The organism is Tepidibacillus fermentans (assembly GCF_004342885.1).
Taxonomy (GTDB): domain Bacteria; phylum Bacillota; class Bacilli; order Tepidibacillales; family Tepidibacillaceae; genus Tepidibacillus; species Tepidibacillus fermentans.
The window spans coordinates 36,635-50,759 of sequence record NZ_SMAB01000004.1; the positions used below are offsets into that span (position 1 = coordinate 36,635).

The 14,125-nt window shown below is 36.6% G+C and carries 13 protein-coding genes and 1 riboswitch; of the genes, 3 read left to right on the forward strand and 10 right to left on the reverse strand.

The genetic code is table 11. The annotated features are described in order from the left end of the window. Positions 1 to 30: 30 nt before the first annotated feature. The 4 genes from EDD72_RS03670 to EDD72_RS03685 form a co-directional block, all read right to left on the reverse strand. Positions 31 to 468 carry a MarR family winged helix-turn-helix transcriptional regulator gene (locus EDD72_RS03670; protein ID WP_132767612.1) on the reverse strand — a complete coding sequence of 146 codons (438 nt, stop codon included), beginning with the start codon at positions 466 to 468 and terminating at the stop codon, positions 31 to 33. A 126-nt stretch (positions 469 to 594) separates the two neighbouring features. Further along, on the reverse strand, positions 595 to 819 hold the full coding sequence (locus EDD72_RS03675) for a helix-turn-helix domain-containing protein (protein WP_132767364.1): 225 nt from the start codon (positions 817 to 819) through the stop codon (positions 595 to 597). 137 nt (positions 820 to 956) lie between these two features. Then, positions 957 to 2,147 (reverse strand): M24 family metallopeptidase, encoded by a 1,191-nt coding sequence (locus EDD72_RS03680; protein ID WP_132767366.1) that lies wholly within the window; start codon positions 2,145 to 2,147, stop codon positions 957 to 959. A 63-nt stretch (positions 2,148 to 2,210) separates the two neighbouring features. Beyond that, entirely contained in the window at positions 2,211 to 2,609 is a 399-nt protein-coding gene (locus EDD72_RS03685; RefSeq protein WP_132767368.1) for a hypothetical protein, read from the reverse strand. A 118-nt stretch (positions 2,610 to 2,727) separates the two neighbouring features. Between EDD72_RS03685 and EDD72_RS03690 the strand changes: the two genes are divergently transcribed. The 3 genes from EDD72_RS03690 to EDD72_RS03700 all read left to right on the forward strand — a co-directional run bounded on the left by EDD72_RS03690 (position 2,728) and on the right by EDD72_RS03700 (position 6,049). Continuing rightward, positions 2,728 to 3,639 carry an RluA family pseudouridine synthase gene (locus EDD72_RS03690; RefSeq protein ID WP_132767370.1) on the forward strand — a complete coding sequence of 304 codons (912 nt, stop codon included), beginning with the start codon at positions 2,728 to 2,730 and terminating at the stop codon, positions 3,637 to 3,639. A 371-nt stretch (positions 3,640 to 4,010) separates the two neighbouring features. Further along, positions 4,011 to 4,517 (forward strand): thiol peroxidase, encoded by a 507-nt coding sequence (tpx, locus tag EDD72_RS03695; protein ID WP_132767373.1) that lies wholly within the window; start codon positions 4,011 to 4,013, stop codon positions 4,515 to 4,517. Positions 4,518 to 4,765: 248 nt separating this feature from the next. Further along, positions 4,766 to 6,049 (forward strand): Nramp family divalent metal transporter, encoded by a 1,284-nt coding sequence (locus tag EDD72_RS03700; protein WP_132767375.1) that lies wholly within the window; start codon positions 4,766 to 4,768, stop codon positions 6,047 to 6,049. Positions 6,050 to 6,257: 208 nt separating this feature from the next. Here the strand turns inward: EDD72_RS03700 and sdhB are convergent, their stop codons facing one another. The 6 genes from sdhB to trxA all read right to left on the reverse strand — a co-directional run bounded on the left by sdhB (position 6,258) and on the right by trxA (position 14,035). Beyond that, positions 6,258 to 7,007 carry a succinate dehydrogenase iron-sulfur subunit gene (gene sdhB, locus EDD72_RS03705; RefSeq protein WP_132767377.1) on the reverse strand — a complete coding sequence of 250 codons (750 nt, stop codon included), beginning with the start codon at positions 7,005 to 7,007 and terminating at the stop codon, positions 6,258 to 6,260. Continuing rightward, a complete protein-coding gene (gene sdhA, locus EDD72_RS03710; protein ID WP_132767379.1) occupies positions 7,004 to 8,764 on the reverse strand; it encodes a succinate dehydrogenase flavoprotein subunit in 1,761 nt (586 codons plus the stop codon). Before sdhA ends, sdhB begins: the two co-directional genes overlap by 4 nt. A 15-nt stretch (positions 8,765 to 8,779) precedes the next feature. Continuing rightward, positions 8,780 to 9,430, reverse strand: coding sequence for a succinate dehydrogenase cytochrome b558 subunit (locus EDD72_RS03715; protein ID WP_132767381.1), 651 nt, complete (start codon positions 9,428 to 9,430; stop codon positions 8,780 to 8,782). Between the two features lie 525 nt (positions 9,431 to 9,955). Continuing rightward, positions 9,956 to 11,167: an aspartate kinase gene (locus EDD72_RS03720; RefSeq protein WP_132767383.1), complete on the reverse strand. Its 1,212-nt coding sequence runs from the start codon at positions 11,165 to 11,167 to the stop codon at positions 9,956 to 9,958. Positions 11,168 to 11,285: 118 nt separating this feature from the next. Beyond that, positions 11,286 to 11,476: riboswitch (Lysine riboswitch) on the reverse strand. Positions 11,477 to 11,555: 79 nt separating this feature from the next. Beyond that, a complete protein-coding gene (uvrC, locus tag EDD72_RS03725; RefSeq protein WP_132767385.1) occupies positions 11,556 to 13,346 on the reverse strand; it encodes an excinuclease ABC subunit UvrC in 1,791 nt (596 codons plus the stop codon). 371 nt (positions 13,347 to 13,717) lie between these two features. Next, positions 13,718 to 14,035, reverse strand: a complete 318-nt coding sequence (trxA, locus tag EDD72_RS03730) for a thioredoxin (RefSeq protein WP_132767387.1) — start codon at positions 14,033 to 14,035, stop codon at positions 13,718 to 13,720. Between the last annotated feature and the right edge of the window lie 90 nt (positions 14,036 to 14,125).

A 14,125-nucleotide genomic window follows, 5' to 3' on the forward strand; every position in this document is an offset into this window, starting at 1 on the left:
AACTATTATATGTATGATCACAACAAAAGTTTAAACTTCTTCATCCATTTTTTTTAAAAGTTTTTTAAGTGAAATTGCCATTTGATCAACTTCTTCTTGATTCATATTCTCTAGAATATGGGCAAGGTATTCTCGTCTTGCTTCTAATACCTCGTTAATAATTTCTTTTCCTTTATTTAAAAGATGAATCTGAACCACTCTTCGATCTTTTTGATCCCGTACCCTTTCCACTAACCCATTTTTCTCCATTCGATCGACGAGATCAGTGGTTGTGCTAAATGCGAGATACATTTTGTTGCTTAATTCCCCAATAGTCATATCTCCGTCTTCATTTAACCATTGTAAAGCAATAAATTGTGGGAGGGTTATTGGAAAATCGTTGAGAATCTCTCTACCTTTCTGTTTGATAATTCCACTAATTTTGCGTAATAGATATTCAATTTCGCTGATTAGCTCAGGAGAATGCATCATGGATCTCCCTCCAAAAATGTTCAATCTAATGGCTTTATTATATCAAAGAACAAATCATTCGTAAAAAACATAAAAAACCCGACTAGTTAACCTAGTTGGGTTTTTTTCGGGGGTTCTCGAGGGTTAAATTTTCAGTTCCCCGAGCCGAACCAATTCAACAACCGCTTGCGAACGACCCTTCACACCTAGCTTTTGCATCACATTGCTAATATGGTTACGAACGGTTTTTTCACTTATGAATAGTTGCTTAGCAATTTCTTTGGTCGTTTTGTCTTGCACTAGTAATTCGAATACTTCTCTTTCTCGGTTTGTTAACAGTGGTTTAGCGTGCTGGTCATTACCCTTCAAAAGTTCCACCCCTCCTTGCTCGGGCTCATCAACTCACAAGGGAGATTTCAGATTATTTTATGTGTCTGGTGTTCAATAAGTGCATAACGGATTGAGGTTCATTCACCTATCTTTTTGAAGGGTAATGGAAGATGATGTTATTTTATTCGAATAATTTCTTCTGGTGCATAGGATAATGCCTGTAATCCATTTTCTGTCACAACATAAGTGTTTTCAATACCAACTACACCTTTCCCAGGAAAAGTGAATTTCGGTTCGATGGCAATGACCATTCCTACTTCTAAAGGCTGATCCAATCCTTTTGCTAGAACGGGTAACTCATCTAACTCAATTCCTACTCCATGGCCGAGGAATTTCGCCTGATCTTGCTTAAATCCCATAAAATAATCTTTTAGCCCTACCTCTTCTGCCATTTTAACCGCATGGAGATAATGTTCAGACCATAATGTTCCTGGTCTTGCATTCTTTTCTGTTTCTTTGATAATCGATAAAGCTACTTGATAAGCCTCTTCTAATTGAGGTTCTAATTCTCCGATCACAGCTATCCGTGATTGATCAACGATATAACCATTTACCGCTACTGCAATATCGATTAAAATCGGTTCATTTTCTCTAATTACTTTCCATCCAGCTCCTTGGGGCATTGCTGGGGATAGCCCTTCCCCTCCTGCTGGACCATCAAAGCCAGTCGGTTTTGCAGCAGCTTCACCCGAAACAACCATTCCGAGAAAAAGTTCTTGATTGAATGCCCGAAGCCTCATATTTCCAATGTGTCCCCGCAAACGCACAAACTTTTCTATCTCAGCGACAAAATCAATTTCTCTCATATTCGGTTTTAGAATCTTTGGCACTTCTAGTATCGCTTCATATGCAACTTTTGCAGACTGACGAATCAACTCAATCTCATATGGTGATTTTACACTTCTTTGGGCACGAATGATTGGCGAAATATCGACTAACTCAGTTGCTGCAAATACTTTTTGAATCCGTGCATACTGTCCATAAGGAAGAACGTCTAATTCTAAACCCATTTTCTGTAAATAAATACCTCTTTCCATCAATTGGTCAGGAAACTGTTTCAGACTAGGCATTGGCAACGTTTCGATCATTGTTTCTCTTTTTGCCCGTTCCAAGCTTTTTTTAACGAAAAGAATTGCTTCTCCAGTAGCAGGAATGACCATCATTGCGTTTTGCATGGTACCAGAATAATAAAATAAATCCACATGTTGGATGATCAATGCGCTATCAATTCCTTTTTTTTGCAATTGCATTTGTAGTTTTTCGATTCTTGACTTAATCTCACTTTCAGGTACCAAAGAGTAATTCATACTTACCTCCACCTTTCATTTTCATAAAATTCTTACAATTTATATTCTAGCGGAAATATTTGTTTATGAAAACATTTTCTTGACCATGATAAAAACAGGAATCTGTGGATAAAGTCTTTTTATTTTATTTATTAGTTCACGATTTTGAATGAAAATGGCCTTTGCTTTACGGGTATCGACTACAGGAACCCCTACCTCATGAGGAGAGAGTTGTAAAAGAGGTTGAGGTAACGATGAAAAAGCAAAGATCACGTTACCAAAATTAAAGCAAGCGTTTAAACATTTTTTTACAGAATAAGTTTTACTAGACTCTAAAAAATGCACAGGTTCAAAGCCAAATTGTTCTAATAAGTGTTTTCGGTCCTCTTTTTGAGAATGATTTTGCTGAAGAATGGTTAAACGTGGGGATAATACTGGAAATTGAATCAATAAATGTTGATAGTCGATTCCATGAAAAAACATTTTCCCTTCATTATCCTTTCAAAAAAATATGTTATGATGTAAAAGTATATTTAGTATTAGAATGATATGGATGTTCAAAAATAATTCTAAGGATAATCTTTTAAGAAGGAGTTTTCCTATGAATCCATTAATCCAAGTATCAATACCGATGGAATGGGACGGTTTAATGATCAAAGAGATTCTGTTTAATCATTATCAATTTTCACGAAAATCTTTAAGTAAAGTTAAAAATACAAAAGGAATCTATTTAAATGGTGAGCCGGTATATGTGACCGTACGTGTTCATCGTGGCGACCTTTTACAGATTTATGTACCGATTGAAACATCAGAATTTATTCCACCTGAACCGGTTGACTTTGAGATCGTTTATGAAGATCAGGATATTGTGGTTGTAAATAAACCTGCTGGTATTGTTGTTCATCCTACAAAGTCTCACCCAAACAGAACTTTGGCCAATGGTTTGGTTTATTATTGGAAAGCAAAAGGTGAACGATTTCGCTTTCGACCAGTGCATCGGCTTGATCGTGATACTTCTGGGTTACTTGTGATTGCCAAAAATCAATACGCTCATCATAAACTTGCTCTTCAGCTACAAGACCGAACCTTAAAAAGAACATATCGTGCCATTGTTCATGGTTACGTAGCCGAGGATAAAGGGATTATCGATGCACCTATTATGAAGGATCCAGAACATGCTTTGCGGCGAATTGTCGTAACTGATCTTCATCCCGAAACCAAACCTGCGATCACTTATTATAAAGTCATTGAACGATTCAGTGATGCAACTTTAATTGAACTGCAGTTAGCAACAGGAAGAACCCATCAAATCCGAGTCCATATGAGTTACATCGGTCACCCTCTTGTTGGTGATGAATTGTATGGTGGGGAAATAGGAGAAAATGGGATGCAAAGACAAGCCCTTCATGCCATTGAATTAGAGTTTCATCACCCAACAACAGAAAAGTCTCTACACTATCATGCACCTTTACCGTTAGATATGCAAAGTTTCCTTTTTCAACATCTGGCCTAATTTTTGTGCATTCGCTGAAAAATAAACGATCGATCATACACATCTCCCTATACAGAACCATATTCTGTGTTACTTTTTTATTCAATGGTCAAAATGCTTGGTTAAGTCGTGTGATTACAATTTTTTATGTAAAAAAAAGACCAAGGATCAAAAGCCTTGGTTAGTAAAAATTTACCGGGGGACAGTTTAATAAGGGGGGTTTTTGTTTTCACTGTATTATATTACCTAAACAAAAAAGTGTGATAAAAATAATTTGGAATATTTTCATTGATGAAGTGTAGTCATATCTTTACTTCTAATTTCTTCATTGTTATTATTGAAACATAATAAAATTATTACTATAAAAAAATTGTTAATTAAGGAGGATACACATGGAAGAACGTAATGGAGTAGTTACTTTTGGAGGAAAACCCGTCACTTTACTTGGACCAGAGATTAAGGTTGGAGATAAAGCTCCTGATTTTACCGTCGTAGATAACAGCTTAAACCCAAAATCACTAAAGGATTTCGAAGGAGTAAAATTAATTAGCGTCGTTCCTTCTTTAGACACACCTGTTTGTGATGCACAAACAAGACGTTTTAATGAAGAAGCTGCTAAATTAAATGCAACCATTTTAACGATAAGTGTTGATTTACCTTTTGCACAAAAACGCTGGTGTGGAGCAGCAGGAATTGATAAAGTGATTACATTATCTGATTATCAAACCATGTCCTTTGGTAGTGCATATGGTACATATATTAAAGATCTACGTTTAGAAGCTCGTGCTGTTTTTGTAATCAATTCGAAAAATGAAGTTACTTATGTTGAATATGTAAAAGAAGTTACTGAACATCCAAATTATGAAAAAGCACTAGAAGCTGTAAAAGCAGCACAATAATTTATTTGCATAGAGGGGGATGACTCATAGGGTTAACTCCTATCATAGGATAATTCTTCTAAGGACCTAGGAAATATGTATATTTGATGGCTGATCCTTTACTTTAAGGGTCAGCCTTTTTATTTGAAGTTTTTTTAGAATAAAAGCCCCATTCACATTAATGCATCTTTACACTATAATAATAGTATAAATGTTGCATTGAGGAAAAATTTTTTTGATTGTCTAACTTCACGATGGAGGTGAAGCTGATGAATACAAAACCATTGAATCGTTCCGTTTCAACAACTGCGATAGAGCAATTCCGTCAATTTTTTGATAAATGTTCATTAAAAAAATGGTTACCATTTATGGGGCCAGCCTATCTTGTTAGTGTTGGCTATATTGATCCTGGTAACTGGGCAACAAATATTGAAGGTGGGGCCCGTTTTGGTTACCAGCTTCTTTGGGTCTTGTTAATTAGTAATCTTATGGCAATTATTTTACAAAGCCTTTCCGTGAAATTAGGAATTGCTACAGGTAAATCTTTAGCAGAAAATATGAAAATACATTTTGCAAAGCCTCTTTATTTTTTTCTTTTTATGACCGCGCTAATTGCAGCGATGGCCACAGATTTAGCTGAATTTTTTGGAGCTGCATTGGGAATTCATATTTTATTTGGAATACCACTATTTCCATCTGCCTTTATTACTGGAATTATTGTCTTTGCAATCTTAGCTTTACACCGATATGGCTACCGACAAATTGAAATGATTATTTTTGGATTTGTTAGTATCGTTGCTTTTGCCTATATCTTGGAATTATTCCTTGTAAAACCAGATGTAGGTCTAATTATGAAACATACCTTTATTCCAGAATTAGATGCAAAGAGTATCTTTGTCGCAATAGGTATGTTAGGGGCTACTGTGATGCCACATAATCTTTTTCTACACTCTGGTGTTGTGATAACAAGAATTAATTCAGATCTAGAACACAATAAAAAAATATATAAATATGCGATCATAGATTCCCTATTTGCCTTAAATACAGCGTGGTTCATTAACTCTTCGATGATCATCATGGCAGCAGCAGCTTTTTTCAGCAATGGCCATATTGTTTCTTCCATCGAAGGAGCTTATCAAACATTGACTCCATTACTTGGAGGGTTTGCTAGTTTTGCTTTTGCTATCGCCTTACTATCATCAGGGTTGTCCTCTTCTGTTACTGGAACAATTGCTGGTCAATACATTCTACAAGGTTTTATTAATCGTTCTATTCCTTTTTGGGTTCAACGTTTGGTAACAATGATACCAGCTTTAATCGTGATTGGATTAGGGGTAAATACGTTTAAAGCACTCATCACTAGCCAAGTGATTCTCAGCTTGCAATTACCATTTACGATTATTCCCTTAATAATCTTGACGCGAAATAAAGAGGTGATGGGTAAATACTTTGTGAATAAACCGTACATGAATAAAATAGCTGGGACAATCGCATTGCTGATCATCTTTTTAAATAGTCTTTTACTTTACCAAACTTTTAGTGGAATGTTTTAAGTTTTTACAGATAAAAATAGGCTTGTATGATTCTATAAGCAAGGAAAGCCGTAAGGTTAGGAGCAGCGTTAGAACATACAATTCATTTCAGATTACACGAGCTAAAGCTGTTATCATGCTATGTAGCTGCTTATGGGAATATACAAAAAGGGCTTACCCCTTAAGGCATAAAGCTTTTGGGGTAGCCCTTTCATATTTTTCATATTTATTAACTTACAAAGAATTTCTTAAAGGAATAAATTGTTAATTGACGGTTAATATCAGCAATAGAAGTCGTTAATGGAATTCCTTTTGGACAAGCTTGAACACAGTTCTGTGAGTTACCACAATCTGTCGCACCACCATCACCCATCAGTGCCTCTAAACGTTCCCACTTATTCATTGCCCCTGTTGGATGAGTATTGAATAAACGGACTTGACTGATTGCAAATGGTCCAATAAATGCAGACTTGCTATTTACGTTTGGACATGCTTCCATACATACTCCACAAGTCATACATTTGGATAATTCATATGCCCATTGACGTGTATGCTCAGGCATTCTTGGACCAGGCCCTAAATCATAGGTTCCATCAATTGGAATCCAAGCCTTCACACGTTTTAAGGCATCAAACATTCTACTGCGATCAACCATCAAGTCGCGAATTACTGGGAATGTGCTCATTGGTTCTAAGCGAATAGGTTGTTCTAATTGGTCAATTAATGCACTACAAGATTGTCTTGGTTTGCCGTTGATCACCATAGAACAAGCACCGCAAACCTCTTCCAAACAGTTCATTTCCCAAACAACAGGTGTTGTTTTTTCACCTTTAGCATTGACTGGATTCTTTTGTATTTCCATCAAAGCACTAATTACGTTCATATTTGGGCGGTAACGAACCTTAAATTCTTCCTTATAGGGTTTGGAGTCTGGTCCATCTTGACGGGTTATAATTAAATGAATTGTTTTTTCACTCATTTTATCGTCTCCTCCTTAGACACTGCATAATTTCGAAGTCTAGGCTTAATTAAAGAGACATCCACATCTTCATATTCAAATTTAGGACCATCTGGTGTATAAGATGCCTTGGTTGTCTTTAACCATTCCTCATCATTACGATTTGGAAACTCCGGTTTGTAATGAGCACCACGGCTTTCATTACGATGATAAGCACCCAATGTAATAGCACGCGCTAAGACAAGCATACCTTCTAATTGACGTGTAAATATGGTAGCCTGATTACTCCATTTGGAAGCATCATCAATATTAATCCGCTTATAGCGTTCCATAAGCTCTTGAATCTTTTCATCTGTTTTGAGGAGACGATCATTATAACGAACGACAGTAACGTTCTCAGTCATCCATTTTCCAAGCTCTTCATGGAGTTTATATGGATTTTCATTACCGTTCATCTTAGTGATGGAATCGTATTTTTGTTGTTCTTTCCGCTTTTGCTCTTCAAAGAATTTACTTGATACATCAGCAGAAGCTTTCTTTAATCCTTTGATATACTGAACCATCTTAGGACCTGTGATCATGCCACTATAAATCGCAGATAATAAAGAGTTTGCTCCTAAACGATTAGCACCATGATATTGGTAATCCACTTCTCCAGCAGCAAAGAGACCAGGAATATTGGTCATATGATCGTAATCAACCCATAATCCACCCATTGAATAGTGAACGCTTGGGAAGATCTTCATTGGGACTTTTCTTGGATCATCACCGACGAATTTCTCATAAATTTCCATGATACCGCCAAGTTTAATATCTAATTCTTTTGGATCTTTATGAGATAAATCAAGATAAACTTTGTTTTCCCCATCTACCCCTAGGCCAAGGTCAACAACAACGTGGAAAATTTCTCTGGTTGCTATATCGCGTGGAACGAGGTTTCCATAAGCTGGATACTTTTCTTCTAAGAAGTACCAAGGCTTACCATCTTTATAAGTCCATACTCTTCCACCTTCTCCGCGAGCAGACTCAGACATTAATCGGTCTTTGTCATCACCAGGAATAGCGGTTGGATGAATTTGAATAAATTCTGGGTTTCCATAATATGCACCCTGACGATAAACTGCACTTGTTGCATAACCGGTATTAATCACCGAGTTGGTTGATTTACCGAAGATCATACCCAGTCCACCTGTTGCTAATAAGACTGCGTCACCGACAAAAGTATGTATCTCCATGCTTCTTAAATCTTGGGCTACAATACCTCTTGCTCTTCCTTCATCATCAAGGACAACGGATAAGAATTCCCAGTGTTCGTATTTCGTTACTAACCCTGCTACTTCCCAACGACGAACCTGTTCATCAGCAGCATAAAGTAATTGTTGTCCTGTTGTTGCACCAGCAAAGGCGGTACGATGATGTTGTGTACCACCGAAACGACGGAAATCAAGAAGTCCTTCAGGAGTTCTATTAAACATAACACCCATTCGGTCAAACAGATGGATGATTCCAGGAGCTGCTTCTGCCATCGCTTTAACAGGAGGTTGGTTTGCTAAGAAATCTCCACCATATACGGTATCGTCAAAATGAATCCATGGGGAGTCACCCTCACCCTTGGTATTTACAGCACCATTAATTCCACCTTGCGCACAAACGGAATGAGAGCGCTTAACTGGTACTAAAGAAAATAAATCAACATGTACACCTGCTTCTGCAACTTTGACAGCTGCCATCAAACCTGCCAATCCACCACCAACTATGATTATCCTCTGATTACTCATATTCTCACTCCCCCCTTAATGAGTAGTTAATTTCGCTGCTTCTTTAATATACTCCGCATTTGTGAAAGAGAATAGCGCAGAAACAGCAACGATCGAGACTAGTACAAATACGGTCATCCATACATAGGTTGAAATTCTTTGTGAACGTGGACCAATCGTAATTCCCCAACTTACTAAGAACGACCACATTCCATTAGAAAAATGGAAGACTGCAGAAATCACACCAACTAAATAAAAGGCCATCATCCAATTATTTTGTAAAATATCAGCCATCATGTTAAAGTTCAGTTCCTTCGTTCCCAAAGCCATCTGAGCACGTGTTTCCCAAACATGCCAACCAACAAAGATTAAAGTAATAATACCTGTGTATCGTTGTAACATAAACATTACGTTACGGAAGTAACCAAAGTTACCTACGTTATGCTTTGCTTGGAGTGCAATATAAAGTCCATAAATTGCATGGTATAAAAGTGGTAAGAAAATCAATACCCACTCAAGAACAGCGAGATAAGGTAGGCTTTCCATGAATCCTGCTGCATTATTAAAAGACTCTGGACCTCTTGTAGCCATGTAATTAACCGTTAAATGAATCAATAAAAACACACCTACAGGAATAATTCCTAACAAAGAGTGCAACCTACGATTAAAAAAATGCGAAGTTGCCATAAACAATTTCCCCCCTTTTAAGATTGAAAAGCAAAATGTGTGATTCCTTCATTCCTAGACCTCTTTAACTCCCTCCCCTTAACTTCCATTTTTAAAATTCTAAAAACTAGCAGAATCAGGTTTCATTTTTGAAACCAAAAAAAGGAACATTTTATGACAAATTTATTGTACTCCTCTGTCCTATAAAGCGTCAAAAAGGACAGGATGAAAAGAATAGGCATGAATCTAAGGAAATCATGGATATATCGCTCTTTTTGTTGTTTTTTAAAAAATTTAGAAAATATCAATGATTAAATAAATATTTTTATTTCTATCTATCATTTTTAATAAATTTTATTCTTTTTTAAAATGATTAAAAATAATTATATTATTTTAATTCTTCCTTTTTTTCTCTAATCCTTCTTAAAAAACAAAAAATTTAATTGATCAAGTTTAACTTAATTTTATTGCTTTCATGAGTAAACCTTTTCTCTACAGTAAAATGAAAATCCCTTCAAAGTTTGAAGGGATTTTGGGCTATTCAAGTTATTCCTTTCCTAGTTCAAAAGCGTCGTGTAAAGCTTGAACGGCTTCTTTTGCTTGTATCTTTGGCACTAGACAAGATACTTTAATCTCAGAAGTAGTAACCATATGAATCGTGATTCCTGCATCACTTAGGATCTTGAACATTTTTGCAGCGACTCCAGGGTTAGAAATCATACCGGCTCCAACGATAGAAACCTTTGCCAAATGATGATCATGACTGACTTTTGCTTGTTCTCCAAATTTTCGTTCTAATACTTTTAGGGTTGCATGAATATCTTGATCGGAGATAGAAAAAGAGACATTAATCCGATCTTTTTCATAATCACTGGTCACAATCATATCGACGTTGATGCTTTCATTCGCCAAAGTCGTAAATAAATCAGCTAATGCATCGATTTTGTTCTCTAAATCGACTACTTGAATGCGTGTCACATCCATATCGTAAGCTACCCCTGTAACGACGTGAACATTCTCCATTGATTTCTCCTCCTTAATTTCAGTTCCGGGAGTATCGACAAAACTGGAACGGACAACGAGTTTCACTCCATGATGTTTGGCATTTTCAACGGAACGCGGATGCAATACTACCGCTCCTAAATTTGCAAGTTCTAACATTTCATCATAACTTACCTCATCTAATTTTTTTGCATTCTTCACAGCCCTGGGGTCAGTCGTATATACTCCCTCAACATCGGTATAAATTTCACAAATATCTGCATGAAGAGCAGCAGCTAAAGCGACAGCACTTGTGTCTGAGCCACCTCTTCCTAATGTTGTGATTTCTTGATTGGCAAAAACACCTTGGAATCCAGCAACAATCACAACTTGATCATGATCTAATTCTTTGAAAATTCGTTCCGTATTAATATTGGTAATTCGTGCTTTTCCATGAACATCTTCCGTTTCAATACCTGCTTGCCAACCTGTAAGGGAGATCGCCCGATGTCCCATCTCTTGTAAGGTCATCGCTAATAAAGAGATAGATACCTGTTCCCCAGTCGTCAATAGCATATCCAATTCCCTAGAAGAAGGATTCGCCGAAATCTGATGGGCTAAGTCTAACAATTCATCTGTATGATCTCCCATTGCGGAAACAACCACAACACATTGATGTCCTTGATCTTTTGTATTCGCGATGATTTTTGCTACTGCTTTGATTCGGTCAACATTTGCTACCGACGAGCCACCAAACTTTTTTACAATGATCCCCATATTACTCACTCCAATACACTAGCCATTTGTAAGATAAAGAATGATTCCTACGATAAATAAAAACAACAGGTAGACTTTACCTGTTGCCGTTGACAACAAAAAGTCCTTCACCTCCCAAGATCAAGATAGTTCTCCACAGTTAAATTGGGATGTTTAACTGTGACAGTCTTACACCTATTCGATGTAAGCCCAGCTATACTTATGCGGGATTCATAAGTATGCTTCGGCAAAATCCCCTTTTATCTACGTTCATCATTTTCCCGACATTCCCGTAGACGACTCATGAATTTTGCAACCCCTACCTCACAATGGAAAGTGAGGCATCTTAATAATTTTTTGTATTATAACATAGATTAAGTCTTTTTTGAGTTCCTTTTTCGAGAATTTTCTAATCTTTTTTTTCCTCAGAGCGTAGAGCGGTTAAAATCTGTTGTGCTAATTTATCCCCTATGCCAATTTTTCGAAACTCTTCCACCGTTGCTTCCCGCATATTTTTGATCGAGCCAAAATGCTTTAACAATAATTTTTTTCTTTTCTCTCCGACACCAGGTATCTCATCTAATTGAGAATACAACATACTTTTACTTCGGGCCTGACGATGAAAGGAAATCGCAAAACGGTGTACCTCATCTTGGATTCGTTGCAAAAGATAAAATTCTTGGCTATTCCTCTCCATCAGAATTGGTTCTAACGGATCGCCATAAAGTAACAATGCTGTTCGATGCTTTTCATCTTTCTTTAAGCCAGCTACTGGAATCGATAAACCCAATTCATTTTCAAGCACATCTATGGCTGCAATGATTTGCTGTTTGCCACCATCGACAATAATTAAATCAGGAAGGTTTAATCCTTCTTTCAATATTCTAGTATATCTTCGACGAATGACCTCCTGCATGGTATGAAAATCGTCTGGCCCTTTTACATCCTTTACTTTATATTTACGGTAGCTTGATTTGTCAGGATAACCATCGATAAATACCACCATGGCAGAAACAGGATCGGTGCCTTGAATATTGGAGTTATCAAAAGCTTCAATTCGATGCGGGGTATGAATGCCTAGTAACTCTCCTAACCGTTGAACAGCTTGAATTGTTTTTGCCTCATTTCTTGCTTCTAGATTGAATTTTTCCTCTAGTGCTGCCTTGGCATTTTCCATTGCCATTTCAACCAATTTTCTTTTTTGACCTCTTTTTGGTTGATGAATTTTGATTTGTAGCCATTCTTCTAATAGTGCATAATCCAATTCAATATCTTCTGAAAGTAAGATTTCTTTTGGAAGAACAGGATTTTCAAAATAAAATTGAGTAATAAAGGACATAAAGTCTTCTTCTTTTGTTCCGTAATAGGGAAACATTGAGACTTCTCGTTCAATTAGATTTCCCTGTCTCATATAAAAGACTTGAACACACATCCATCCTTTATCAGTATACATCCCAAAAATATCGCGATCCATCCGATCGTTTAAAGTGATCACTTGTTTTGACATAATATTTTCGATATCTTTTAATTGGTCGCGATATTCTTTTGCCCGTTCAAACTCTAGATTTTCTGCTGCTTGTTCCATTTTTCGTATTAATTCATCAGCAATCTCTTTATAATCTCCTTGTAAAAAACGTGAAATCTTTTTCGTGATCTCTTCATAAATTTCTTGATTAACCTCGTATTCACAAGGCGCTAGGCATTGATCTAGATGATAGTAAAGGCATACACGGTCTTTTAAATTTTTACATTTACGTAAGGGATAGATTTTATCTAATAATTTCTTAACTTGTTGAGCTGATCCCGCATTGGGATAAGGTCCAAAGTACTTCGCTTTGTCTTTTTTAACTTTTCTTGTTACTTCAAGCCGGGGGTGTTCATCTGCAGTTAATTTGATATACGGGTAAGTTTTGTCATCTTTTAGCATAATATTATAATGAGGACGATATTTTTTGATTAAATTGTTCTCTAAGATGAGTGCTTCGACATTCGAATCGGTAATAATATATTCAAAGTCTACAATTTCACTAACTAATTTTTGTGTTTTCGCATCATGACTTCCTGTAAAATAGGAACGAACACGGTTTTTAAGAACTTTTGCTTTGCCAACATAAATGACTTGCCCATCCTTATTTTTCATCAGATAACAGCCTGGTTTATCAGGGAGTAGTGCAAGTTTCTCCTTAATGTTCAGATTCATTTGATCACCTCCTAGGGAAATAAATTTGACTTTGCTGTAATGTTAGGAAAAGATTTGTATATTCCAATGCGCTCCGTTGTCCGTGTATTTCTTTTGAATGAAAGGGATAAGCAATCAATGGCTTGTATGATTCTGTAAGCTGCGACATAGCACGACTTGCAACGTTAGTTGCATAGCGTAACTTGTATCCTATGGATGCTTTAGCGAGCATGCTTTCCCACTTACCTTATTTACGGAAAGCCGTAAGGTTAAGAGCAGCGTTAGAACATACAAGCCATTTCATGTTTTGTAAGGGAGTTTCTTATCTTTTTAAAAAACCCCCTAGTAAATAGGGGGTTTTTGATTAAGTATCCTATATTGATTCAATCAAATTATAGATGCTTGCTTAAAGTTGCCATTAATTGAGCTTTTGGTTGATAACCAACGATTTTCTCTACTGGTTTTCCATTTTGGAAAAGCAATAAAGTTGGGATTCCCATAATTCCATATTTTGCAGCGGAAGCTGGATTATCATCAACATTTAACTTTGCAATCGTTAATTTATCTCCGATTTCCTGATCGATTTCCTCAAGTACAGGCGCAATCATTTTGCAAGGTCCACACCAAGGTGCCCAGAAGTCAACAAGAACTGTACCTGTGCTTTCTACTTCAGTAGCAAAAGATTGATCAGTAACATGAACAATTGCCATTTTGAAAAGTCCTCCTTTTATAATAAAAATCTCGCAACAGATAAAAGTATAGCAAAGAATGAAGTTTCTTTGCAACCAAATTCGGTACTT

What these genes read in the sequence shown, in the direction of transcription:
- EDD72_RS03700 (WP_132767375.1), top strand. Translation starts at nt 4,766, where the DNA reads ATGAATACAAAACCATTGAATCGTTCCGTTTCAACAACTGCGATAGAG.
- EDD72_RS03670 (WP_132767612.1), bottom strand. Translation starts at nt 468, where the DNA reads ATGCATTCTCCTGAGCTAATCAGCGAAATTGAATATCTATTACGCAAA.
- EDD72_RS03680 (WP_132767366.1), bottom strand. Translation starts at nt 2,147, where the DNA reads ATGAATTACTCTTTGGTACCTGAAAGTGAGATTAAGTCAAGAATCGAA.
- EDD72_RS03715 (WP_132767381.1), bottom strand. Translation starts at nt 9,430, where the DNA reads ATGGCAACTTCGCATTTTTTTAATCGTAGGTTGCACTCTTTGTTAGGA.
- sdhB (WP_132767377.1), bottom strand. Translation starts at nt 7,007, where the DNA reads ATGAGTGAAAAAACAATTCATTTAATTATAACCCGTCAAGATGGACCA.
- tpx (WP_132767373.1), top strand. Translation starts at nt 4,011, where the DNA reads ATGGAAGAACGTAATGGAGTAGTTACTTTTGGAGGAAAACCCGTCACT.
- EDD72_RS03685 (WP_132767368.1), bottom strand. Translation starts at nt 2,609, where the DNA reads ATGTTTTTTCATGGAATCGACTATCAACATTTATTGATTCAATTTCCA.
- trxA (WP_132767387.1), bottom strand. Translation starts at nt 14,035, where the DNA reads ATGGCAATTGTTCATGTTACTGATCAATCTTTTGCTACTGAAGTAGAA.
- sdhA (WP_132767379.1), bottom strand. Translation starts at nt 8,764, where the DNA reads ATGAGTAATCAGAGGATAATCATAGTTGGTGGTGGATTGGCAGGTTTG.
- EDD72_RS03690 (WP_132767370.1), top strand. Translation starts at nt 2,728, where the DNA reads ATGAATCCATTAATCCAAGTATCAATACCGATGGAATGGGACGGTTTA.
- uvrC (WP_132767385.1), bottom strand. Translation starts at nt 13,346, where the DNA reads ATGAATCTGAACATTAAGGAGAAACTTGCACTACTCCCTGATAAACCA.
- EDD72_RS03720 (WP_132767383.1), bottom strand. Translation starts at nt 11,167, where the DNA reads ATGGGGATCATTGTAAAAAAGTTTGGTGGCTCGTCGGTAGCAAATGTT.